Source organism: Paracoccus fontiphilus (genome assembly GCF_017356265.1).
Lineage (GTDB): Bacteria > Pseudomonadota > Alphaproteobacteria > Rhodobacterales > Rhodobacteraceae > Paracoccus > Paracoccus fontiphilus.
On the sequence record NZ_JAFNAW010000008.1, the window covers coordinates 32,389 to 54,227 of the forward strand.

A 21,839-nucleotide genomic window follows, 5' to 3' on the forward strand; every position below is an offset into this window, starting at 1 on the left:
GTCCGTCGCCCCGGCAACATCATCACGCGCTTGTCCGGGAGAATGCCCCAGGATCTCGAGAGGGAGAGGCGGGCCGGACAAGGCTGCGCCTGAACGGATCCAGAGAAGCCGTCCAGGCCGCCCATCCCGTTTCGCAATTTCGGAGATCCTGTCATGAGCATGACCACACCGGCCTTCACGCCCGCCACGCCTGTTGCCGAGGACCGCCGCATGGCATTTCTGCCCCGGCTGTTCGGACCCCGCCTGTTCCTCATCGGGGAACAGGCGGTCTTCGGCTTCATGGAAAAGCTGAGCCCGACGGACTACACAGGCGGCATCTGGGACTTCTGCGAACAGGCAGGCCAGCCGCTTTATCTGGCTCCCACCTCCCGGCCGCGCTTCCACCTCGTCTGGGACGGCAACGGCTATGAGGGCGATGTCTCGGCTGACGCTGCCGGCATCATTGCCACGCTCTTTGCCTTTTCGCACCTGTCGTTCCGCCATGACGCCCCGGAGCTCACCGACGGCTTTGCCCGGCTTTTCGCCCACGCCGCGGATCATCCCGAGGCGCGCGAGATCTTTCAGGTCATCGATTGACTGCTGCAAGCGCCCGGCCTTCTTGGTTGGGCGCTTGTTTCATGTGGGCTGTCGCTGCGAGGGCTGACAAGATTGATCGGTGGCGGCAGGCGGGCGATGACCCTAGGCGGCTCCCTTCGGGGTAGGCTGCACTCGCGTACTGTCTTGCCGGGCAGACGTCCTTGTGCATACCGGGGGATGGACGGGGCGACAGACAAGGCGGAACCGATGACGGATAAAGGCCGGATCCCCAATGACAGCCTGGACGCTCTGGCGCAAACCCTGGCGGAGATGCTGGGCGTCGACACGTCCGAGGCCATGCGCCGGGCTTTGCGGAACGAGATCGAACGTGTGAAAACCACACCCACCATCGACGACCAGATCGAAACCCTGCGTGAGACGGTGAAGAACTACGGCCGCAAGTCGACGCGCATGGTGCACCCGTCGAAAAAGCGTTGATCATCCTCACAGAACTGCCGTCTGCTCTGTCACCTGGCCAAAGCCCCCTGTTCGGGCGCCGTGCTTGACGTCGTGTGGCCAAAACGCCGCCATCATACAGGCTCCTGGTCCTGGACCATGCCCGCCAGAGCACTGCGCCGTTGGTGCTGGCCTCCAGGGGAGCGGCACCGGTCCAACAACCCCTTTCCCAAGGCGTTGATCGAGGGGCTTCCGGAAAGGCAGAGGCGGATTTGGATCGGGAATGAGCCGGTGCGGTCGAGAGTGCACCGCGGGCTCGCTTCTGTTCTTCCGCTCTCCCCAGGAGTCCCCAATGCCCCGTCATGAAGCACTGGATCTGGCAATCCGTCTTGGCCGGCAGGCCGAGGCCGTCTGCCGCCATTACCTGTCGTCCGGCCATCGTGCCGGAAACTACTGGCTGGTGGGCGATGTGAGAAACACCCCCGGCCGCTCGATGTTCGTGCGCCTGGCAGGCCCGGCAACCGGCGCGGGTGCCGTGGGCCGCTGGTCCGATGCCGCCACGGGCGAGCACGGCGATCTGCTCGACCTCATCCGCGAAGTGACGGGCCTTCTCGACTTCAAGGATGTGGCTGCCGAGGCACGCCGGTTTCTCGCCCTGCCGCGTCCCGCGCCAGAGCCTGACCTTTCTCCGGGCGGTCGGACATACCGCAGAGCACCCGGCTCGCGGCAGGCGGCACGGCGGCTCTTCGCCATAGCCGAGCCGATCGGCGGCACGCTCGCGGCAACCTATCTGGCCAACAGGGCAATCATCTGCCTTTCCTCCACAGGCGCGCTGCGCTTCCACCCCCGGTGCTACTACCGCCCGGACGAGCATGCGCCAACGGAGGCCCGGCCGGCGATGATTGCCGCCGTTACCGATCTTGCCGGCCGCCAGACCGGCGCGCATCGCACCTGGCTTGCCGCCGATGGCTCCGGCAAGGCCCCGATCGCCGCGCCGCGCCGGGCCATGGGGGAGCTTCTCGGCCACGGCGTCCGCTTCGGGGTGGCCGATGATGTACTGGCCGTGGGCGAGGGCATCGAGACTGTGCTGTCGCCGCGCCAGGTGCTGCCTAGCATGCCGATGCTGGCAGCCCTCTCGGCCGCCCATCTTACCGCCGTGCTCTTCCCTCCCACGTTGCGCCGCCTTTATGTCCTGTGCGACCGTGACCCCGCCGGCGACAGAGCGCGCGACAGCCTTCTGGCCCGAGCGGCCAGCCTCGGCATCGAGGCGATTGCCCTTTTGCCCGTCGGAGGCGACTTCAATGACGACCTACGGCATCGTGGCGCTGCTGCCCTGAGCGCGGCGCTGAAGGATGTGCTCCATCCCGACGACCGACGCCGCTTCCTGCAGGAGTGAGGGCAGGCCCGTGGAGACAGGGGTGCCAGTCTTTGCCTCTTGGCCGGGTTCCTCCCTGTCCCGGTCACCTCTCCTTCACGCGCAGAGTTTCGCGTTCCGGGCCTTCGAGGAGGCAATCGGCGCACAGCCAGCCCGGCCCGGCAATGGCGGCGGCCGACTATTTTCCGCCGCGTCCTGCGGACGCTTTGCATCGCGAGGCAAAATAGCCGGCCTTGGCCATCAAGGCCCTCGCGAGGCGCGAGGGCTGCCCGTCCGTCCCGCCCGTGCGCTGCGATGCCCGCGAAGGCCGCGAGAAACGCGGGCTCCGCCCCATCGAAGGAGAACGCGATGACACAGGATCTCGACAACCACACGTCCGAGCCGGTCCATACCGCCTCCCAGACCGACCATGTCCTGACCGAACTCCAGCTTTACGGCTGGCGCCCTTTTCAGGACGAGCCCGATCCCCGGCCGTTGCCCGAGGCCGATACCGTCTCCAGCGCCGTGTCCGACATCTTCGACGCCTTGGTGGCGAGCATCAGTGACACCCGGCTCGAGCCCGATCTCGAGGAACTGCTCTGGGGCACCGTCAATCTCTTCCACCGTGCCGCGGCCCGCGTGGAGCGCGAACTCGACAGCAACGAACAGGCGCAGCGCCGGCTGCAACGCGAGCAGGACGGCAGCGAGGTGAAGTCGGTCGAGCTCGAGCGCCTCACGGCCGAAGGGCAGACCCTGATCGAACGGCGCGCCGGCATGGAGCTCTTCCGCGACCTTGCCACCGAGGCCTTCGAGCACCACACCGGCAGTGCCTGGCGGCCACGCACGGGCTCGATGGTCAGCCACCGCCACCTCACCGCCGCGATGATCGACAGTCGCGACTTCCTGGCCGCGAAGCGTCGAGCCGAGACGGAGGTGATGCTGCCTGCCGGGCCAAAGGTGGCCTTGACTGGCGGTGCGGACTTCAACGACCACCGGCTGATCTGGGCCAGGCTCGATCAGGTCCATGCCAAGCACCCCGACATGGTGCTCCTGCATGGCGGCTCGCCCAAGGGCGCGGAACTCATTGCCTCCCGCTGGGCCGATCACCGCAAGGTGCCCCAGATCGCCTTCCGTCCCGACTGGACGAAGCACGGCAAGGCCGCGCCCTTCAAGCGCAATGACGCACTGCTGGATGTCCTGCCGGTCGGTGTCCTAGTCTTCCCCGGCACCGGCATCCAGGAGAACTTGGCCGACAAGGCCCGCAAGCTGGGCATCCCGGTCATGAAGATCGAGGGCGGCGCGTAAGCGCCGTTCCCTACTCCCACTGCCTGCCACGGCTTCGTTGTCAGACGCAGCCGGCTCCACCGGCCTGCGGCGTGTGGTCCGGCAAAAAGTCCGGGTGGCGCAGGGAGCGCCGTGCAGGGGGGATTCGGCCAAGCCGAACGCCCCCTGCAGGACAGCATAGCGCCTGGCCCGCACCGGTGTCGGAAGGGAAGGAAGAGGGGAACCGCCGGTTCCCCCGTCAACCGCAAAATGCGGCGCCCCAAGGGGGCACCCCCATCTTCCGCGCCGCCAAGCGGCGGCTTGTGCAGACGGGGCCCCCGACCCTTGGGGCTTGATTTTGCAGTTGCCGGGCCCCCCTCCCGCCCTCGCCGGGAGGCAGCCCAGGAAGGTGAGACGCGCCGGGGGCGCGGCTCGCCTTCCTGGCCCGCTCCCATTCTTGAAGAAGGGGAAGACCGGAGGGGATCGCCAGATCAGAAGGAGGGTTTTCTCATGACGCGGTATCGATGCATCTCCTGCAAAGCCATCCAGATCACCGCAAGCCTTCGTCCAGACGCTTGCCGCTATTGCTCGGGGCCGGTCTTCAATCTCGACCGCTACGAGGCTGCCATGGCCGAGGCGCGGATCATCGGGGCACAGAACGACGCTTTCCGGGCAGCCCTTGGGCAGACGGAATGGCAGGGCGAGACTCTGCGCGGCAGGGTGGTCGTGACGCGCGGGATCGTCGCCCGTGGCCCTGACTTCGTGGACGCGGCCCTCAATCGGGTGCGCGCCGACGCGACCGCTATGGACGATCATGGCACCGATGGCCTCCGCAGCTTCGGCATGCCGGATGTGCCGCACGGAGACGAAACCGTGCGCATCTACTGGAAAATCGACCTTTACGACACCGACGGACTGATGGGACCGGAGCAGGAAACGGATCCTGCACAGACGATCCGCATCCTCACCCTCTGCCTGCCTGACGAATACTGATCCGGCATGGGCGGCTTCGAGACGAGGGGCCGCCTGATGTTGCCGATGGGATCAGGTAAGAGATCGCCTTTACCAGACATCCTCAAGCATTTCATTTTTGTCAAATGCTGGTCCCTTATGAGCAGAAGGATCGTTGTTCCTATTCATCCCTTGAGAGAGGGCAGCACATGACCGACGCGACACTCTCGCTTGACGGCATTGAGCCGATCAGCGGCACAGTCGAAACCGGGGGCGACTATATCCGGTTCAGCGCAGACACCACCCTCGACGAGCATCAGATCAACGGGCCTCATGAGGGGCAGCTGTCCCTGGACGGTGCCGATGAACGGGTCGTTCTCGAAAGCTACCACGCCATTGAGGGCGGCGGCTGCGAGATAACCCTTCGACGCATTACGCCATCTGCGTCCTGATAAAGGTCAGAAATATTGTCAAAGGTGCCCCGGTAATCCTTGGTCATGACCATGGCGCGCCCTTAACGCTGCCTCCAGCATAGGGAAGACGCGAGCACAACGCGACCGGCGAGATGCTCAATCGCACACTGCCCCATGACCCGTTCCCGCAGTGTGACGACGAGGGCGTGGAGATAGGGTCCTCGCAGGATTGCGACAGGCACATTAGGCCTGTGTGATGCGTGCCGTTCCACCAGGGTCTAGCCGGGCCGTCGCCCCGGACGTGGCCGCAGTAGGTTTGCTCTGCCGACCGCGATCAGAAATCTCTTGCTGCGCGGCTGAGCGCTATGCCAAGCAAGGTCTTGTTGTGCAGCGGAGAGGGACGATGGCACGCGGGACTGTCAAGTGGTTCAACACCGACAAGGGTTATGGCTTCATTGCGCCGGAGACCGGGGGCGGGGATGTGTTTGTCCATATCACGGCCGTTCAGCGCGCCGGACTGGACACGCTGCGGGACGGGCAGAAGGTCACCTTTGAACTGGAGACCGGCCGCAACGGCAAGACAAGCGCAGTCGATCTGCAGGCCATCTGAGACGACAAAGGTGGTCGCCGCCCTGCCGCAAACATGCTGCGGGTGAGGGCGTCTTCACAAGATCGGTCGGCACCATCCCGCCCTGTTAACCGCTCCTTAACCAGGTCTGCCTTATGCAAATAGCGCATAAGAGGATCGGGCATGAGCTACCGGATCACTATCTACAGCGCCTTGCAGGCCAACCTGTCGGCGGCCAACACGGCGGTGATGCTGTGTCGGGCATTATCAGCCGGCTGCCTTTGTCCAGCTAGGAGCGCGATGCAGCAATCGACCGGATCAGAAAGCAGATCGGCGGACTGGAGACGCTCATCCTGGAGCTTGAGGGTCCGGGCGGCAAGCTAGCCGCGCCCTTCATCCGGACACGGGTCAGAAAGGCACCCCCGCCTCGCAGGACCAGCACCCTGTCGGACAACCGGACGTGACAGCGGGCCCCGATGACGAGGGATTCCAGGCGAACGCGGGCCCGGGCTTCATGTGAGGGACCTGGAGCTCTTCTCTGCCCCCGACATCACTGGCACCACGCCTTACGGATGGGGGATCTCTCAGCCGGGCGGGAACACTCTGAAACCAACCACACACACCCGCTCGGCTGATAAGACCTTTATGTCTGCGCCGGGCTTCAGGGGATAGTTGTCCTTTCGGGCAGAAAACAGTGCCCACTCCGCCAAACCATAGAAAGAGGCGTAGGATCTGCCTTGATGTGTCGCGTGATCTCTGGTCCTCAGGCAGCCGTGCCCGTAGAGGAAGAGCGCGATCATGAGCCACGGCCCTCGGCAGGCGCGGCTCCCCTCGGCTCGGGGTATCAGATTGGTATGGGCCAGCTTGACCCTCCGGTAGACACTGGGTGCTTGTGTTCTGAAGCGCCGCGGGCCCCTCTAACAAGGGGCGGTGGATCTCTCGGATTGCCAGCACGAAACCCGTGACAGATCCCCCAAAATATGGCATGCTGAGAGGGTGTAGAGATGGCAGGAAATGCCCAATGTCTACACCAGTGGAATGGAGCGCCCGATGGCCCTTCGAGACACGCCCCAGACCCCCGCAGACCCAGTGCGCCCCGGCGGCAAGCGGCGCTCGCCCGCGTCACAGCACGGTTCTGGCAAACAGATCAGCAAGACCCGCCCGGACGGCCCCCGCCAGAGCCGGGAGACGGCCACCACCGGAGGCCAAGCCGTCTCGGCCCGGCTGTCGCCGGTCGAGCTGGAGGCGTTTGAGACGCTAAAAAGCCGCCATGGCCTCGGCTCGACCTCGGACGCCCTGCGGGGCCTGGTGCGGGCGGCCTCGGGGATGCTGGAGTTCGACCCCGCCACCGGTGCGCGTCTTGAGGCCATACGGGCCGAACTCCAGGAGATCGGCGTTGCCGTGAACGCAATCGCCCTGGCGGCGAACCAGGGCCGGATCGATCCAAGCGGTGAGCACTGGGCGGTCCTCAACGCCCTGCGCCAGAGCCTGCCGGAGATGCGCGCCGATCTGCGGGCGGTGGTGGACGAACAGCGCCGCCGCGGCATCCGGCTCTTTGCAGCATGGAAGGAGGCGGAAGGTGGCCAGCCTCGCGGATGATCTCATTGGCGAAATCCGGCTCCGCCGCGTGGGCGGCAGGGCTCCGCGCGACAGCGGGTTGGGCCAAGGGGGACGGCGGCGCAGCGGGGCCGGGGGGTCGTCCTTCTCGGCGCGGGCGCGCAATCTCTGGCGGGTGGGCCAGGGCTCCAATGCGGCGGTGCTGAAGAAGATCGCGCGCGGCGGCACGCAGACGCCGGGCCGGCTCCAGGCGCAGCTTCGCTATCTCTTCACGAAGTCCCACGCGCTTTTTGGCAACACGGTTGCGCTTGATCCCGACGCAGAGGGACTCACGGCCGAGCAGCGCAAGGCCATCACGCTGGATTGGTCGGACGGCTGGCGGGGCGAGCCGAAGAACGGCCACACCACGCATCTGCTCCTGTCTTTTCCTTACGACTTGTCCCCAAAGAAAGCGCTGCGGATCGCAGAGGCCTGGGCCTTCGAGATGTTCCAGTCAGGCACCCATGTGCGGGATGAATGGGCCTATGTGGCGGCGCTGCATACCGACCGCTCGCACCCTCATGTCCATATCGTGGTGAACAACCGCGGGCTTGAGCAGGACACCTGGTTCTTCATGGCAAAGGACCATGCCTTCAACCTCGCAACCATGAAGGAGCGGCTGGTGGAGATCGCGAGCGGGATGGGGGTGGAGCTTGACGCCTCCTCACGCCTCGAGCGGGGCATCCTGACCTATGGGCCCACCCGCGCCGAGATCGAGGGGGCGGCGCGCGAACATCGTCCGGTGCGCGAGCGGGCGTTGCAGGGCCCGGCGCTCGAGGAAGGGCTTGCAGTAGTGACCCGCAGCGCAGCCACGCTCAGAATGCTGGCTGGGGTCGCCAGCCTTGCCCGGCTGAAGGAGGTGAAACTGCGCATGGAGCGGGCGGCCGCGATCCTCGAGACCGGCGGCATCCTGAGTGCGAAAACCCTGGAGGGTGAGATAATGGACTTGCAGACGAGGGACGTCCCGCACACCCGGCGAAACCTGGACCGGGTGTTTGCCACCTGGCTCGATCGGGTCGAGGGCGAGATCGCCACCCTTGGTCCCGAGGACCGGCGCGAGATGCGCACGGAACTGGCGGAGGTCACCACCGCGATCCTGCGCGATCTGGGCGATGCACGCGGCGCCGAGCTGGTCATGGAGCCGCCGCGCTCGGCCCTCTACCGGACCGAGCTTGGAGACAGCGCCATCACCCGCGGGACGGTCACGAAGACCCTGTCCCGGACCGCCGCCCTTGAGGTGCGGACCGGGGTCCTGGAGGCGGCCGAAGCCATCGGCATCGAACGGCCCGTGATGGAGCGGCGGCTCGAGCATCCGGCTGCCAATGCCTGGCAGGAGCGGGAGTGGGTCAAGGCAGATCTCAGGGCAGTCTCGGTCGCCCGAGGGCTCGATCTCAACGTAAAGGCCGAGCGCGACCAGGTGGCCGACGTCGTGGACAGCTTCTACGCCACCGCCGCCACGGTGCTGAACCACGCCCTGGGGATGGAGCACGCCCGGGAGACAGTTCACAGCCACGAGAGCGATCGCCTGGTGCGGACGCTCGAGACGCTGGCCCGGGTACACCGCCAGCACCGCCAGGTCGAGTTCGAGCGGGAGGATCACGCCGAACGCTTCACGCGGGACCTGAAGGAGCGTTACGGCGAGAGGGTCATGGAGCAGATTGCTTCAGGCGATGATCAGGCACTGGCCTCGGACTTTCCCGAAGCAGGGCCACGCCGAGAGATCGCCCGTGCCCTGGTCGCAGCCGCCGAGAGCCACGAAAGCCTGGGTCTCTCCCGGCGGCAGGCGGAACTGGCTAGGGAACGGCTGCTCGCGCGCGAGCACCAGCACGAGAAACCGCAGCATGAGTTGCGCCGCAAGGACTTCGATCTGGATCTCTGAACGAGGGCAGGGCCATGAACCGGATGATCATTGCTATTCCCACGGGATTGATTGCCGGAGCCCTTGTCGGGCTGATGATCGGAGGCTTGTGGCTGCATTGGCAGCTTGGGGCGGGCATGAATTCGGGACACCTGTTCGTTCTGGTGACCGAGTTTCCCGGCCTGCGGAGGGCCGGGCAGGATCCCTGGCGTTCGGCCTATGGGATCGTTCTGGCAGGTGCCGTGCTTTTGTCCCTGCTGGCTGTTGCGTTCACCCTAACCCATCGGCTGACCACCTATGGCACGGCCCATTTCCAGACCCGGCGCGAGATCCGGCGCAACGGGCTCCTGCAGCCCGTGGGGGCAGGGCTGGTGTTCGGCAAATTCGGCAAGCCGCACAGGAAGGGCCGCTTTGTCTGCGGCAGCTACGACCGCTTCCCCCATGCTCTGGTGGCCGCGCCCACCCGCTCGGGCAAGGGGGTGGGATACGTGATGCCGAACACGCTGCTCTTTCCCGGCTCCTGCGTGGTGATGGATGTGAAAGGCGATATCTTCGAGGCCACTGCCCGTCACCGCCAGGCGCAGGGCGACCAGGTGTTCCGCATCGCGCCGTTTGACTTCGAGCACCCGTCGCATCGCTACAACCCACTTGAGCGGATCAGCAGGATTGCGGAGACCGACCAGCGGTTCACCGAGCTCTCGAAGCTCGCCAGCTATTTCCTGATCCCGAAGAACGAGAAGGGCGGCGCCTCGGACTTCATCGTGGGGGCGCGCCAGCTCTTCGTTGCCGGCGGCATGCTGGCCATCGAGCGCGGCACGCCGACGCTCGGCGCCATTGCCCGCATCCTCTTCGATACCGGCAACAAGGAGGCAGCCTACGCCGCCTTGGCAGCCGAGGCGCGCCACGCCCAGACCGCGACAATCTTTCGTAACTTCTCGGGCCACTCCGACCGGACGCTGTCCTCCTACGCCTCGGTTCTCGACGGTACCGGCCTTGGCCTGTGGTTCAATCCGCGCATCGACAAGATCACGAGCGCCAACGACTTTTCCTGGGACGACATCCGGCGGCACCCGCATGCGATCTATGTCGTCGCAAACTCCGACGACATTCCGACGCTTTCGCCGCTTCTGCGGCTGATGTTCGGAGAGTTGATCGCCACCATGCGCGCGCACATCCCCGACCCGACAACCGAGCCCTGGCCTGTACAGATCATCCTTGACGAATTCGATCAGCTTGGCCCGATGCCGATCATCGTCCAGTCGCTGAAGCAATTGGCGGGTCACGGCGTGCGGGTGTCGATCATCACCCAGTCGGTGCCGGGATTGGAAACCATCTATTCCGAGAACGAGCGGCTCTCGATCGAGTCGGCCGCTGGCATGAAGCTCTACATTGCGCCCAACGAGAAGAAGACAGCTGGCGAGGTGTCCGAGGCACTCGGCAAGACCACCCGGCTGTCCCTGAGCGACAGCTACTCGCAGAACGGACATGGGATGCTGAAGCGCTCGGTCTCACGGCGCAACGAGGAGCGCCCGCTCATGACCCCTGACGAGGTCCGCAGGCTCCATCCCGACAAGATCCTCCTGATCCCTGAGAGGCAGAACCCGATCCAGGTGGACCGGATCGTCTACTGGCAGGACGCCTGGTTCAAGACCATCATCGACGCGCAGAAGGGACCGCTCCCTTATCCCGATCCGATCCGGGCCGAACTGGACGCCCTGCGAGCCGAGGTGATGGCGCTGAAGGAGGACCGCATCCCCTATTCCGATGCCGAACCCAGGAGAGATGGCGCGGAGAGGTCCGAGACGGAGCCTCCCCTGGCGCAAGACGTTGCAGAGACTCATAAGGCCGAGGCCGATGACGCCGTGATCGAGGAGCCAGATTTCCAGGCCGCCTCAGACAAGATGGACCATTTTGACAGTAGGTTGCGAAGCAGGGCGAGGGCTCGCCAAGAGCAGGCCAATCCGCCGGTATCGATATAGAGCTTACGGGCCGCCCCAGACACTTCGTTCCTGCCAATCTTCCGGAAAGCCCATGGCGCGCAGTTCCAGGTCCGACACTGTTCCCAGAAGATCAATCAGGCGTGACCGCCAGGTGCTGTCCGTCCGCTGGCTGTCCAGGAGGTGAAGCAGGGCGACCATGACGTTGTAGAGCCTGTTGTCGGGTTGTGCCTGGCCGGTCGATGTGTCGAGCACCATGTCCCGGCCCCACCGCTTGACCCGCGGGACGCGCTTGACCAGCCGCTTGTTCCACAATCTGGAGTGATGCGCACAGATGTTGCGGACATACGACAGGGCCTGCAGGACGCCGTCCGTGATCTCCACCGTCGGGAGGCCCAGATCGCGCGTGACGGCGGCCTTGATGGGAAGGTCCCTGGTGATCTGCACCCATCGGGACAGTTCCCCGAACGTCATCAGTTCGGTGACTGCCCAGAGCGGCGGCAGGTAGGGGTCCGTGTACTTGGTGCGGTAGTGGGCGATAAAGGTTTCGTCTGACTTTTCCGCCGAACGGGCCAGCTTTGCGAGAAGTTCGGTATGCACCCTGGCGCCCCGGAAAGCGGAGGCACGGAGATGGGCATGCGCACCGTGCGCATGGGCCAGATGATAGGTCCACCGCGATCGTACATGGATCTCGACGCGTTCGATCGCCTCCAGGAGCAGGAGCCGCAGCTTGCGGTCGAAGACGTAGCGCTCAATGACCTGGTCGAAGGATGTTCCCTCGGCGAAGCGCTTGCTGCGGGTCTGACCAGGAGGGGGAGGCAACTCGAACGGCAGCCAATAGGCGCTCAGTCGATAGTAGCCGACGGTCTCAAGCCACGTCTCTGCCTCGTAGGTATTTCTTACCAGCATGCCACGCTGCCGAAGAAGCGCAACCTGATCACCTGTAAGAGTGGGGAGCTTTCCGAATTCCAAGAAGACGACGTCCGGATATAAGTAACCCCCCGGTATTGAGCTCGGCCTTTCGGCCGGTCGCCTGGGGGGTGTTGTTGAAATGAAGATGGCGATTTGCGCCGGGGATGTCAACCGTGCGGTCCCGTGTCGCAAACCTTATCCATCCCTTTTTATCCTCTCCGCTCTCCAGTTGCCGCTTGGGGGATACGTCAGGCGCTCTCCCCATCGAGCCCCGGAAACCACGTCTCCAGGATGCCCCGCCCGGTGCCGACCCGGCCAGTCTGCACGACGACATCGACGGACTGGAGAACATAGTCACGGATCTCCGACAGCGTCAGCGGCATGCCTGCGCGCATCACCAGGAAGGCCAGCCGATTGACGGCCTTGCGCGCGCTTGTGGCGTGGATGGTGGTGACGCTGCCCTCATGGCCCGTGTTGATGGCCTCGAGGAAGGTGGCCGCCTCGGTCCCACGGAGTTCGCCCAGGATGATCCGGTCGGGGCGCAGGCGCAGGGTCATCTCCAGAAGCCTTCCCGCCGAGCGAGGGGAGGCCTCCGTGCGTTCGGCGATCAGGCTGACCGTATTCTCCTGGGCTGGAAGCAGTTCTGTCGCATCCTCGATCAAGGCCAGGCGATGCCCGTCTTCCACCATCCACAGGAGGCGCCGCGCCAGTTCGGTCTTGCCCGAGGAAGTGCCCCCGGAGATCACGAGGTTCATGCGGGATTGAACGCAGGCCCGCAGGAACGTGTCGGGATCGTCGTGTTTGGTTGCCAGTTCGCTGATGGCGCGCAGCTTTTGGAGCCGTTCCGCCTCGAGCGACACAGTCTGGTCGCGCAAGAACGGGAAGTGACGGGGGGCCGTGCCGGCCGCCCTGCGGCGGAACACCCGGATTGAGATCACCGTGCCGCCCGCGGAGGCGGGCGAGATGATGGCCTGGCAGCGCAGGGCGGCTCCGGCAACCTCGACGGTGGTCGAGATCGCGGGCTGGCTGTCGGTCAGCGTCAGGCGCTGCTTGTTGGCGATCAGACCCGCCAGATCCCTGACCTCGACCGGCGGGAGGATGATCCTGGCCAGGGACATATGACTGTCGCCTGCGCGCTCGACCCAGACCCGGCCGTCGGCGTTAACAGCGATCTCGATGGTGGCCTCGTCGCCGATCAAGGGCTGCAGGATGCCAAGCCGGGTTTCCAGGTGGCCCACCTCCGTCATGGGAACAACTCCAGGTCGGCGTTCACCATGACCATGACCACGGCGCCCTGGTCGACGCTGATCGTCGCCGGAATGTCGATGTAGTCCCCGATCACCCCGCCGATCGCGTCGCTGGCGTTGCTGCCGATGTTCTCGGCGGTGTCGCTGGCTATCCCGTCGCCGCTATCCTCCTCAACGGCGGCCGCGAGCACCGCCGGGGCAGCACCGATGATCGACACGGCTGCCGCCGCCGAGAAGCGCGCCAGGGTGCGGGTATTGACCCGACCCGTCAGGCCCACCCGCCCCACGCGGTCTGTTCCGTAGGCGGCAAGATCGACCGACTGTCCGTCGGGCGTCACCACCCGGTCCCAGGCCACCATGATCCGCCGCTGGCCCTTTTCGATGGACGAGCTGTAGCGGCCAAAAAGCCGTGCGCCCCGCGGGATCAGGACATTGGCCATGTCCATCGACCAGACATCATAGCTGACGGTTGCCGCGACATTGCCTTCGAGCTGGCTTGAGATGGCGTTGGCGAGCGTCGCCTCGATCAGTGTACCCTGAACCACGGTGCGCGAAGGCTCGGAGATGACCTCCGCCTGTACGGCCTCGGACCGGCCCGCACGTCGGAACCGTTCGGCGGCGTCAGACCGCTCGTCGATGCCACCCGCCCCATCGTCTTCGCCTGTCCCGCCCCCGCCTGACCGGTATGCCACCATCGCCGACTGCGTGCGGGCTTGAAGCAGCGCCTCTTCCTCGGCACGGCGGGCCTCGAGCTCGGACCGGCGCCGCTCCAGCTCTGCCAGGCGCTGCGCTTCCAGATCGGTCTGCACCTGCGTCTGGTTGGCCAGTTCGGCAGCCAGGTCGAGATCGGATTGCAGGCGCAGGTTCTCGCGGGACAGTTCATCCAGCGCCTGGTCCTTGCGGACTATGTCGCCCTTCAGCCGGTCCAGCTCCGCGCGCAATGCCTCGATATCGGCGGAGGAGGTCTCCGGGTTGGCCCGCGCCGCGGCAAGCTCTGCCCTGGCTGCCGCGAGGTCTGCTCTGGCCTGCTCCAGGGCCGCCCGCGCTGCGGCTACCTCAGCCTGGGCTTGCGGATCAGCAACCGTGCGCACGGCGGTGCGCGTGTCCGGCGGGGCTGGCGCGGGGTTCGGCTCGTTCTCGGTCAGCGTGAAGCCGTCAAGCCCCGTGTCGTCCTGGAACTCGCGGACGTCCGAGGTCGGCAAGGGGGATGGGGCCGGGTCTCCCGACGGGACCACCGTTGCCACATAAGCGCCCCCGGCAAGTCCGGCAGCCAGCATCCCGGCGGGTAGCGCTAAGCGCCGCCACAGGGGCGGCCTGGCTGCCGGTGGCTGCATCCGGCGCAGCCGTTCCTCCAGGGGATCGGCGTCCGCCATCAGCGCGTCCTCTGCCCGGCACCAGGCTTTGTACCCTCCACGCAGACATAGGCGTCGCCATAGCGCAGCACCCAGCGTTCCGAGCGCGCGCCCACGGTGATGACAGTACCGTTTACACTGGTGTTGACACTGTACTCCCGGCCCTTCGCATCGGCCCGGAAGACCGACGGGATGGGCGCGCCGGGCGGGATCTGGAACAGGGTGCGCTTTCCGTCATCTGAGATCCCGACTGGAGTGAATTCCGTTGCGCCCTTGCGGCTCAAGACGCGGTAGGTCATCGGCACCTCTGCCGGGATTGCTGCCGCCGTGGCCGCGCCGCGGGACCGCGATCCGCCGCTGCCCGGCACGGTGAACTTCACCGACCAGTTGGGCGTGGCCTGCGATGACTCCACGGCATGGATGAAGTAGAAGCGCCGGTTGGTCTCGACCGTCAGGTTGGAGCTGACGCCCTCGAGCACCGGCTTGACGGTGAAGACGTTGGAGCCTTCGAGCTTTTCGACCTGAAAGGCTTCGCTGTCGCCAATGGCAATCGAGCGGATCGTCTCGCCGTTACCCAGTTCGATCAAGGTAACGTTCCGGACCCGGGTGTTGATGGTATAAACCTGCCCCTCCTGGAAGGTGGCATAGGTCAGGCGGCTGTCATTTCCGCCGGCGCGGGGGCGTGCTTCCGCATGGGCCAGGGCGGGCAGGGACAGCGCGAGCAGCGCGACGATCGTGGCGGAGCGGATCATGGCCGGGCCTCCATATCCTGGGCATCAAAGCTTTCCGCCGTGACGCGATAATCGGTGACGGTGAAGCCGAACGGGTTCTCCCAGACGAGTTCCACCGCGCTCGCGGTCGTGGGCTCGAAGGCATAGCGGACCGTGGCATAGAACTTGCCGATCCGATCCGGCTCGCCGGGCTTCTCGAGGCGCTTGGTAAAGCGGACCTGGGCGGTGTTCTCGGCAACTGGTGTTATCGACAGCACGTCCACAATCACCTTGCCGCTCGATCCGTAGATCAGCGGCGGATAGTTCGGGTTCGCCTTGTCCCATTGTGCCTTCAGGGCCGCCTGCACGCGCGTCGCCGACATGCGGTAGACCCGCAGGATACGGGCCTCGGTATCGGCCTCGTCATAGGTCTCTCGGTTCTTGACGTAGTTGTAGAGGAGCGACTGCTCGACGGCCACGCCTTGCTCGACACCGGCCGCCTCGATCCGGACCGCGCGCTCGGCCAGACCCGTGTCCTTGTCGACGATGGTCACAAAAGCCTGTGTTTCCTTCAGGGGCAGCGTCAGCCCTGCGACGGCAACCCCGCCGAGGCCCACCAACACCCCGCCGATGGCCACGCCCCAAGCCAGCCGCTCGCGCCGACGGACCCCAAAGATCAGTTCGGTTTCCAGGATCGTCCTGCTGTCAGCTTCGCCATCCTTCATGGCAATCTCCAGAACTCGGGCGCCTCATGCGCCACTGTCACCCTTGCCCTGCATGATGTTGATGCCGCGCAGCTTGGCGCGCAGATCCGCACCCTTCTCGGCCCAAGCACGGTCCCGCGCACGGGCGGCCAGCATGGGCGTTTTGCCCGTAACGACCCCCGATAGAAGGGCCTCCCCACGGGCCTTGAGCGCCTCTCCTCCCCTGCGTATCCCGGCCCCAGTCGCAGTCGCAGGAAGCAGCAACGGACGCCCCACCAGCCGTACGGCCTCGGAAGCGAAGTTTGCGAGATTGAAATTGCCGGTGATGTTGGCTGCCGCCGTGGGGATCGCCAGTAGGGCGAAGATGCCGACAAAGGCAACGCAGAGGAAGCCGAGGATCATGGAAAAATCCCTCACCTCAGCTTGTGGTCTGAACTGCGCTTCGGCCATCGCAACAACTGCGCCAATTACTGCAGCTGCGGCAATGGGGTAGAGCAGGTATCCCACGAACGAAGTGAGCCAAGCCTCGAAGAGGGATTTGGTGCGCTCGAATAGAGTGGCAATCATGGCTAGCGGCGCAACGCCCAGCAGGAAGGCGATCATGATCTTGGAAAAGCCGACAATCAGGACGTAGGCCGCCATGAGGACGGATAGGATAATGAAGAGAAACCCTGCGATCACGCCCCGGGCAATGGCGCTTTGGGCCTCTGCGGCCCCATCCGCCACGTCCGACATCTGTACCGCAAACTTGTCCATGGCGGCTTCGGGTGTAGCCGCTCCGCCGTGGAAGAAGCTGAGAGCAAGATTGCCTGCGCCCGAGGATAGCGCATCATAGATCGTGCCGAAGTTTGCCCAGGAGCGGGCGAACAGGAAGACCAGAATGATCCGTGAGACAATCTGCCAGGTATCGCGCATGGACAGCCGATAGGCTCCGAGCGCCATGTTGATGCCGACCAGGATAATCAGCAGCGTGGCCACAATTGTCAGCATGGGATCGAGAGCGTTGGCGGTCGCGGTGAAGTATGTCTCGCCAACATCGAGAACCGCTGCGTCCAGATCGCCGAGAATGGTTTCTACCAGGGCCATCAGTATTCTCCGCACATGGCGTCGACGATCTTGATTTGGCGCTCATAGGCCTCATAGAGGCCGCGGGTGTGGTCAGGCGTAAGGACATCCACGTCCAGTTCCCTGCGCAAGCGATCCTCGAATTTAGCGACCATTTCGTGCGGAATGATTTTTCCGGCACAGGTGCAGTCTTGTGTTGCGATGACATTCGTCGTCGAAAGATAAACCGCGATGTCTCGGTAGGCGCGATCGCCAGGCTTATTGGATCGGCGCAGATTGGCATTCATTTCCGGCGTGGGCTCGCAGGTCCGGTTCGGTCGGTTTAGGGCCGCACTTGGAACTCGCTCGACCTTGGACACATCCACCTCGGGCGACAGGTCGAAGTTCAGGAAATCCCCCTCGGCTATCTCTTCCGCCTCGCTCATCTCGGCCTGCTGGTCCAAGCGTTCCTGCAGTTTCTCTAGTTCCGACTCCGGGAGCCCAGGAGGCGCTCCGGAGGTTTGCGCCAGTCCCATCGTTCCAAGGCCCAGGATCACCAGTCCGCTCAGCAATGCCGTCCGTGTCATGGTCAGTCCTCCAGCTTCATGCGCAGGTACTTTTCCTCGTCGGCCGCGGTCGCCGCGTCCATGACGCCCATGTTACCCTGACCGACTGTCTGGATCGCCTCCATCGACTAGACATTGGCCAATGCGATGCCAAGCTCGGCGGTGACCCGCGTGTTGAGATCGATGGCTTCCTTCAACCCGTCCGTGTCGGGAATGGCCTGCACGAGGCCATCGAGCCGCGTCAGGCTGTCGGTGGCTCCCTGCGCCGAACTTTCCGCCGCTACACTCATGAAGGCATTGACGTTGGCGGACTGGCCGAGCCTGGCCGCTGCCTGATCTTCGCTTCTGGCCAGCGTATCGACGCGCTCCCGAGACAAGCCTGCGGTTGCGAAGGTTCCGTCCACATGACCTGTGACGGTCCGCCCGCTGCCCAGGATGTCGCCCGTGGCCAGTACGCGGGTCCAGTCGCCCATGCGCGCTGCCTCGACCGAAGCAGTCAGGTCTGAGAACCGGGGCAGGATATCCTCAAGGAAGCTCTCGGGATCTACGCCGAGATCGGCGAGGGTGAGCCCATCGCGCAGCGCGCCGATCTGGTCCTGCAGGAGCACGATCTGCTGGAGGAGCTGCGTGGTTTGCTCGTCGAGCTTGAGGTTCTGGGCAATCTGCTCCTTTAACTGCAGCTTTGCCTCGGTGAGCTGTTCGACCAGCTTAGCCAAGCTCGTTGCGTCGATGGTGGGCACGCCCTGGCCGGTGACGGGCAGGGCCAAGGCGCAAGAAAGGGCGCCGAGTGCGAACGCTTTCAAGATCCGTTTCATCCGTCGATCCTCATGTTCAGGTAATCCTCATCCCGGGCATAGGCCTCGAGGAGCAGCGCGGTGCGGGCGGCCTCGACCTTGCGCTCCACCGCCTGCAGCCGGGTCAGGATCACCGCCATGCGCGCCACCTCGGCGCGGGCATAAGTGTTCAGATCCATGGCAGACTTCGCAGACCTGGTCGCCTCAACCTGCCCCAGGATGTCCTTCAGCCGGGTCATGGAGCCGTGCATGGTGTTCAGACTAACCGAGGCATATCCCAGGGCCGCATCCGAGATGTTAGAGGCTTCGGCAATCACCACGTCGCGTGAGTCGAGTGTACCGATGGCTTGCGGATCACCGCCCATGCGGGCCGCATAGCGGTTGTAGTAGCCGGTGATCCTCGCGACGTAGGTCCGGGTCTCCGCGTAGGGCGGGATGCCGTCGTATTTCTGGACGGCTCCGGGACCAGCATTGTAGGCGGCAAGCGCCAGCGGCATGGTCCCGAACATGCCGAGACCTTTCAGGAGATACCGCGCCCCGCCATCAAGCTGGGTGCGGGGATCCTGACGACTGCCATCGTCTGGAATACCCAGCTCGGTGAAGGTGCCCGGCATGATCTGGGTCAACCCGAAGGCGCCGACAGGACTGCGGGCGCCGATGGAGAAGTTCGACTCCTGCTTGACGAGCGCCTGCAGCCAGCAGCGGAACTCGACCGCATCGATGCCCGCCCGTGCCAAAGCCGGGTGTCTGGCATGCGCCTGCGCGGTGTCGGAGATCATCTGCTCGATCGTGAGCGGCGCATCCCCCATGATGCGGGCGGCATAAGGGTTGTTGTCGGGGATCGCGTAGATTTCCGTGGCCCCCGTGAATGCACCGTCGCCCGAGACTCCCGCGGCTTCGAGGCCGGGCACGAATCGGGAGGTCTTAGATAGCAGGTCGAGCGTCTCCTGCGCCGCCACCAGTTGATCGCCCCGGGCCGCGATCTGTCGGAGCCTTTCCTCGTTTTTGGCCTGTAGCTCCCCTGTCCTGGCCATCTCCTCGCGCAGGCCGAGAACCTCGAGGGCAACCTTTTTCGCGTCGATTACTGGCACGCCTTGCCCCGCCACGCCTGCGGGGATCACCACAAGGCCGATCAGGATGCAGGCGGGAGCGGAAACGCGGGCCTGCATCGCACCTCCTCCTACTTGCAGGGGCTCGTGGCCACGAAGGCCATGCCCGACCAGCAGTTGGTCTTGCGGATCGGCGGGTCGCCGCAACCTGCAAGCAGGGTGGCGAAGGCAGCCAGGAACACAAGCCTAGGCATCGGCGGTCCTCCAGAAATGGGGCCGGCTGAAATAGTCCGCACCGAAGGCTCGGTGGCCTGCCTCGCCGCCGCCGAGTGCGGTCAGGAGGAGTCCGAGCGGCGAGAGATCGACATCCAGGATCGTGGAGCCGTCACCGTGCCGCCATAGGGCCTGACGCTCGGCCGTGCGTCCCGTCAGGATGAAGTGCAGCTCGTTCTCGGTGAAGCCAAAGCCCTCATAGTCCGTAATGTCGGCAGCCCGGTTGGGAAAGATCATCTGGTTCGGCATGGCTTGGATGATCGAGCCGGAGTGGCTGTCGCGGATCTGGGACGGGAACTGCGTGAGCAGCACGACCACGACATTGAGCTTGCGCACCGTGACCAGCCACTTTGGCAGCCAGCGGGCGAAGAACGTGTCGTCAAAGACGGTGGAGGCCTCGTCAATCACCAGAAGGGTCGGCTGCTTCTCCTCGAAAAGAAGCTCAAGGCGGCGGAAAATGTAGGACAGCACCGCCGTGCGTTCCGTGGCCATGAACAGGATCTCTGTCAGGTCGATCCCCGTCACGGGCGCGGTGAGATCGATCACCGGTTGATCGGCCTCCCCGAAGACCCAGGCATAGCGCCCTTCGGGGGCCCATTCGGCAAGCTTCATCGCCAGGTCCCGGTCATCCCCCACATCGCCGATCAGATCCCCGAAATGGGCGAAGGTCCTGAGCGCCTCCGGTGCCTGGCCGTTCTGGCGCACGGCGCCCTTCAGCGCCTCGGCCTGCTGCGGCGTGAGCCGGGGTCCGTCTCGCTCAACCAGCCGGGCCAGCCAGTCTAGAAGCCAGGCTTCGCCGCGGGGGCCGCACTCCGTCAAAAGCGGATTGAGCCCGGTGGGCTGACCCGCGCGAATGGCCGCGTATCGGCCCCCAAGCGCCGTGATCGCCATGCGCAGTGCTTGGTCCTTGTCAAAGAGGATCATGCGGGCACCCGTTCGCTGTGCCTGCGCGGCCAGAAACGCCATCAGCGAGGACTTGCCGCTGCCCGAAGGACCAAGGAACAGCGTATGCCCAATAGTCGGCTCGGCCTTCGGATTACCCGGCGCATGGAAGCTGAAGCGATGCGCGGCACCTGTTACCGTCTGGAACACCGTGACGGGCGTGCGCCAGGGCAGGGCCTCAGCCCGGGTGCCCGCGTTTGCCATGTGGAAGGAGGCCATGTCGGCGAAGTTGATCGACTTGGTGAGCGGGCTCCAGATCTCGTAGTCCCGGTTGCCGGGATGGGCCGCGAAGTAGGTGGCAGCCATTGTGTCATTGCAGCGTACCAGCTTTACCTTGGCCTGTTCCGCCACGCTGCGGACCTGGGACACCTTCGCCTCCAGCACTGCAGGGCTCTCGGCAAAGACTGTGATCGTCAATTGGTGCTCGCCAAAGCCGCAGCGCCCGGACTCCACATCGTCATAGGTCTGGTGCAGATCGGCGGCGATGGAGCCCACCAGATCACCCGCAGCTTCCATCTGCTGAATGCGGCGCTTGGCCAGCTCGCCGACCTTGTTCATGGCAACGGGTGTATAGGAATGCGAGATCACCGTGTCGGTGCCAGCATCAAGGGCATCGAGCATGCCCGGCCAAGTCTGCTGGGCATTGCGCCAGACCGAAAGGACGGCCGCAAAGCGCGGCTCGTCAAAGCCGTCGCGGAACTCGGCCAGCGGTCCCTTGAAGCGGACGGACAGCAGCGAGACGTCCTCGGCAATCAGCGTGTGCAGCCCGCGATACTCGGGGCGGTAAAGCCCGGTGCTGATGGCCGCGTAAAAGCCGAGAAGCGTACCGTCGCTGATCCTGAGGCGATGTGCCTTCAGCGGCAGGCTGGTTTCCAGGATCGAGACGATCTCGCGGAGTTCGCCCAGGCGCTCGGCGGTGTTGCGGTCGAGAAGCCGTGCGGCGGCCTTTGCGAAGAACGGCACCTTGAGCGGCACGCGCTTGTTGCGCACCACCGTGAGCACCAGCATGAACTCGCGCAAGGCGCGGCCGGACAGATGGCCGCGCCATGCCATCTCCACGTCCTGCGCGAAGCCCTCGCCATAGAGGGGCTTCAGCCCGAAGGCAGCGGGCCGCATCAGCCGGTGGACGTAAAAGGTGAACCGATCATCAAGTCCGTCAAGGATGGCGGCGAAACTCCGGGCCAGATCGAGGATGTCGCGGTCTGAGGCGGTGATCCCATCGATGCCGCCGACCTCCAGGCTCATCATCAGCGCGTTCTCGCGGGTACGCACCGTGTGATCGTCAATCTCCAGCGCATAAGGCATTTCCGCATAGACCTGCGGCGATCTTGGCA

At 64.9% G+C, this 21,839-nt stretch carries 21 protein-coding genes; 10 read left to right on the plus strand and 11 right to left on the minus strand.

Going from position 1 to position 21,839, the window contains the following annotated elements; translation table 11 throughout:
- Window positions 1-153 precede the first annotated feature (153 nt).
- The 10 genes from J0F76_RS04775 to J0F76_RS04820 all read left to right on the plus strand — a co-directional run bounded on the left by J0F76_RS04775 (window position 154) and on the right by J0F76_RS04820 (window position 10,954).
- Window positions 154-576 (plus strand): antirestriction protein, encoded by a 423-nt coding sequence (locus J0F76_RS04775; RefSeq protein WP_242689989.1) that lies wholly within the window; start codon window positions 154-156, stop codon window positions 574-576.
- A 207-nt stretch (window positions 577-783) separates the two neighbouring features.
- Window positions 784-1,014, plus strand: coding sequence for a type II toxin-antitoxin system VapB family antitoxin (locus tag J0F76_RS04780; protein ID WP_207466308.1), 231 nt, complete (start codon window positions 784-786; stop codon window positions 1,012-1,014).
- Between the two features lie 310 nt (window positions 1,015-1,324).
- Window positions 1,325-2,368 carry a DUF7146 domain-containing protein gene (locus J0F76_RS04785; RefSeq protein ID WP_207466310.1) on the plus strand — a complete coding sequence of 348 codons (1,044 nt, stop codon included), beginning with the start codon at window positions 1,325-1,327 and terminating at the stop codon, window positions 2,366-2,368.
- A gap of 327 nt (window positions 2,369-2,695) precedes the next feature.
- On the plus strand, window positions 2,696-3,631 hold the full coding sequence (locus J0F76_RS04790) for a DUF2493 domain-containing protein (RefSeq protein WP_207466312.1): 936 nt from the start codon (window positions 2,696-2,698) through the stop codon (window positions 3,629-3,631).
- Between the two features lie 468 nt (window positions 3,632-4,099).
- Window positions 4,100-4,582, plus strand: coding sequence for a DUF3768 domain-containing protein (locus J0F76_RS04795; protein ID WP_207466314.1), 483 nt, complete (start codon window positions 4,100-4,102; stop codon window positions 4,580-4,582).
- 167 nt (window positions 4,583-4,749) lie between these two features.
- Window positions 4,750-4,992, plus strand: coding sequence for a hypothetical protein (locus tag J0F76_RS04800; RefSeq protein ID WP_207466316.1), 243 nt, complete (start codon window positions 4,750-4,752; stop codon window positions 4,990-4,992).
- Window positions 4,993-5,356: 364 nt separating this feature from the next.
- A complete protein-coding gene (locus tag J0F76_RS04805) occupies window positions 5,357-5,563 on the plus strand; it encodes a cold-shock protein (protein WP_207466318.1) in 207 nt (68 codons plus the stop codon).
- Window positions 5,564-6,571: 1,008 nt separating this feature from the next.
- Window positions 6,572-7,120, plus strand: coding sequence for a DNA mobilization endonuclease VirD1/MobC family subunit (locus J0F76_RS04810; RefSeq protein ID WP_207466320.1), 549 nt, complete (start codon window positions 6,572-6,574; stop codon window positions 7,118-7,120).
- Complete coding sequence (locus tag J0F76_RS04815; protein WP_207466322.1) at window positions 7,101-8,996, plus strand: relaxase/mobilization nuclease domain-containing protein; 1,896 nt, start codon at window positions 7,101-7,103, stop codon at window positions 8,994-8,996. The genes J0F76_RS04810 and J0F76_RS04815 overlap by 20 nt, the downstream gene beginning before the upstream one ends.
- Window positions 8,997-9,010: 14 nt before the next feature.
- Window positions 9,011-10,954 (plus strand): type IV secretory system conjugative DNA transfer family protein, encoded by a 1,944-nt coding sequence (locus J0F76_RS04820; RefSeq protein WP_207466324.1) that lies wholly within the window; start codon window positions 9,011-9,013, stop codon window positions 10,952-10,954.
- A 3-nt stretch (window positions 10,955-10,957) separates the two neighbouring features.
- Here J0F76_RS04820 and J0F76_RS04825 read toward each other — a convergent pair whose 3' ends face one another.
- The 11 genes from J0F76_RS04825 to J0F76_RS04870 all read right to left on the minus strand — a co-directional run bounded on the left by J0F76_RS04825 (window position 10,958) and on the right by J0F76_RS04870 (window position 21,810).
- The gene (locus J0F76_RS04825) at window positions 10,958-11,821 is read right to left on the minus strand and encodes an Abi family protein (protein WP_207466326.1); all 864 of its coding nucleotides are present in this window, start codon (window positions 11,819-11,821) and stop codon (window positions 10,958-10,960) included.
- A 251-nt stretch (window positions 11,822-12,072) separates the two neighbouring features.
- Complete coding sequence (locus tag J0F76_RS04830) at window positions 12,073-13,023, minus strand: ATPase, T2SS/T4P/T4SS family (RefSeq protein WP_207466328.1); 951 nt, start codon at window positions 13,021-13,023, stop codon at window positions 12,073-12,075.
- A gap of 44 nt (window positions 13,024-13,067) precedes the next feature.
- Window positions 13,068-14,444: a TraB/TrbI/VirB10 family type IV secretion system protein gene (locus J0F76_RS04835; protein ID WP_207466331.1), complete on the minus strand. Its 1,377-nt coding sequence runs from the start codon at window positions 14,442-14,444 to the stop codon at window positions 13,068-13,070.
- The gene (locus J0F76_RS04840) at window positions 14,444-15,175 is read right to left on the minus strand and encodes a TrbG/VirB9 family P-type conjugative transfer protein (RefSeq protein WP_207466333.1); all 732 of its coding nucleotides are present in this window, start codon (window positions 15,173-15,175) and stop codon (window positions 14,444-14,446) included. The genes J0F76_RS04835 and J0F76_RS04840 overlap by 1 nt, the downstream gene beginning before the upstream one ends.
- Window positions 15,172-15,858, minus strand: coding sequence for a VirB8 family type IV secretion system protein (locus tag J0F76_RS04845; RefSeq protein ID WP_207466335.1), 687 nt, complete (start codon window positions 15,856-15,858; stop codon window positions 15,172-15,174). The genes J0F76_RS04840 and J0F76_RS04845 overlap by 4 nt, the downstream gene beginning before the upstream one ends.
- Before the next feature lie 24 nt (window positions 15,859-15,882).
- Entirely contained in the window at window positions 15,883-16,923 is a 1,041-nt protein-coding gene (locus J0F76_RS04850; protein ID WP_207466337.1) for a TrbL/VirB6 family protein, read from the minus strand.
- Window positions 16,923-17,468 (minus strand): hypothetical protein, encoded by a 546-nt coding sequence (locus tag J0F76_RS04855; protein ID WP_207466339.1) that lies wholly within the window; start codon window positions 17,466-17,468, stop codon window positions 16,923-16,925. The genes J0F76_RS04850 and J0F76_RS04855 overlap by 1 nt, the downstream gene beginning before the upstream one ends.
- 107 nt (window positions 17,469-17,575) lie before the next feature.
- Entirely contained in the window at window positions 17,576-18,262 is a 687-nt protein-coding gene (locus tag J0F76_RS04860) for a type IV secretion system protein (RefSeq protein ID WP_207466341.1), read from the minus strand.
- Window positions 18,259-19,410, minus strand: coding sequence for a lytic transglycosylase domain-containing protein (locus J0F76_RS04865; RefSeq protein ID WP_207466343.1), 1,152 nt, complete (start codon window positions 19,408-19,410; stop codon window positions 18,259-18,261). Before J0F76_RS04865 ends, J0F76_RS04860 begins: the two co-directional genes overlap by 4 nt.
- 11 nt (window positions 19,411-19,421) lie before the next feature.
- The gene (locus J0F76_RS21140) at window positions 19,422-19,544 is read right to left on the minus strand and encodes a hypothetical protein (protein WP_278250398.1); all 123 of its coding nucleotides are present in this window, start codon (window positions 19,542-19,544) and stop codon (window positions 19,422-19,424) included.
- Window positions 19,537-21,810 (minus strand): VirB4 family type IV secretion/conjugal transfer ATPase, encoded by a 2,274-nt coding sequence (locus tag J0F76_RS04870; RefSeq protein WP_207466345.1) that lies wholly within the window; start codon window positions 21,808-21,810, stop codon window positions 19,537-19,539. Before J0F76_RS04870 ends, J0F76_RS21140 begins: the two co-directional genes overlap by 8 nt.
- Between the last annotated feature and the right edge of the window lie 29 nt (window positions 21,811-21,839).

Excerpts from the sequence above, each read along its gene's own strand:
- J0F76_RS04775 (WP_242689989.1), top strand. The coding sequence starts at position 154 with ATGAGCATGACCACACCGGCCTTCACGCCCGCCACGCCTGTTGCCGAG.
- J0F76_RS04780 (WP_207466308.1), top strand. The coding sequence starts at position 784 with ATGACGGATAAAGGCCGGATCCCCAATGACAGCCTGGACGCTCTGGCG.
- J0F76_RS04785 (WP_207466310.1), top strand. The coding sequence starts at position 1,325 with ATGCCCCGTCATGAAGCACTGGATCTGGCAATCCGTCTTGGCCGGCAG.
- J0F76_RS04790 (WP_207466312.1), top strand. The coding sequence starts at position 2,696 with ATGACACAGGATCTCGACAACCACACGTCCGAGCCGGTCCATACCGCC.
- J0F76_RS04795 (WP_207466314.1), top strand. The coding sequence starts at position 4,100 with ATGACGCGGTATCGATGCATCTCCTGCAAAGCCATCCAGATCACCGCA.
- J0F76_RS04800 (WP_207466316.1), top strand. The coding sequence starts at position 4,750 with ATGACCGACGCGACACTCTCGCTTGACGGCATTGAGCCGATCAGCGGC.
- J0F76_RS04805 (WP_207466318.1), top strand. The coding sequence starts at position 5,357 with ATGGCACGCGGGACTGTCAAGTGGTTCAACACCGACAAGGGTTATGGC.
- J0F76_RS04810 (WP_207466320.1), top strand. The coding sequence starts at position 6,572 with ATGGCCCTTCGAGACACGCCCCAGACCCCCGCAGACCCAGTGCGCCCC.
- J0F76_RS04820 (WP_207466324.1), top strand. The coding sequence starts at position 9,011 with ATGAACCGGATGATCATTGCTATTCCCACGGGATTGATTGCCGGAGCC.
- J0F76_RS04825 (WP_207466326.1), bottom strand. The coding sequence starts at position 11,821 with ATGCTGGTAAGAAATACCTACGAGGCAGAGACGTGGCTTGAGACCGTC.
- J0F76_RS04835 (WP_207466331.1), bottom strand. The coding sequence starts at position 14,444 with ATGGCGGACGCCGATCCCCTGGAGGAACGGCTGCGCCGGATGCAGCCA.
- J0F76_RS04840 (WP_207466333.1), bottom strand. The coding sequence starts at position 15,175 with ATGATCCGCTCCGCCACGATCGTCGCGCTGCTCGCGCTGTCCCTGCCC.
- J0F76_RS04845 (WP_207466335.1), bottom strand. The coding sequence starts at position 15,858 with ATGAAGGATGGCGAAGCTGACAGCAGGACGATCCTGGAAACCGAACTG.
- J0F76_RS04850 (WP_207466337.1), bottom strand. The coding sequence starts at position 16,923 with ATGGCCCTGGTAGAAACCATTCTCGGCGATCTGGACGCAGCGGTTCTC.
- J0F76_RS04855 (WP_207466339.1), bottom strand. The coding sequence starts at position 17,468 with ATGACACGGACGGCATTGCTGAGCGGACTGGTGATCCTGGGCCTTGGA.
- J0F76_RS04860 (WP_207466341.1), bottom strand. The coding sequence starts at position 18,262 with ATGAAACGGATCTTGAAAGCGTTCGCACTCGGCGCCCTTTCTTGCGCC.
- J0F76_RS04865 (WP_207466343.1), bottom strand. The coding sequence starts at position 19,410 with ATGCAGGCCCGCGTTTCCGCTCCCGCCTGCATCCTGATCGGCCTTGTG.
- J0F76_RS21140 (WP_278250398.1), bottom strand. The coding sequence starts at position 19,544 with ATGCCTAGGCTTGTGTTCCTGGCTGCCTTCGCCACCCTGCTTGCAGGT.
- J0F76_RS04870 (WP_207466345.1), bottom strand. The coding sequence starts at position 21,810 with ATGCCTTATGCGCTGGAGATTGACGATCACACGGTGCGTACCCGCGAG.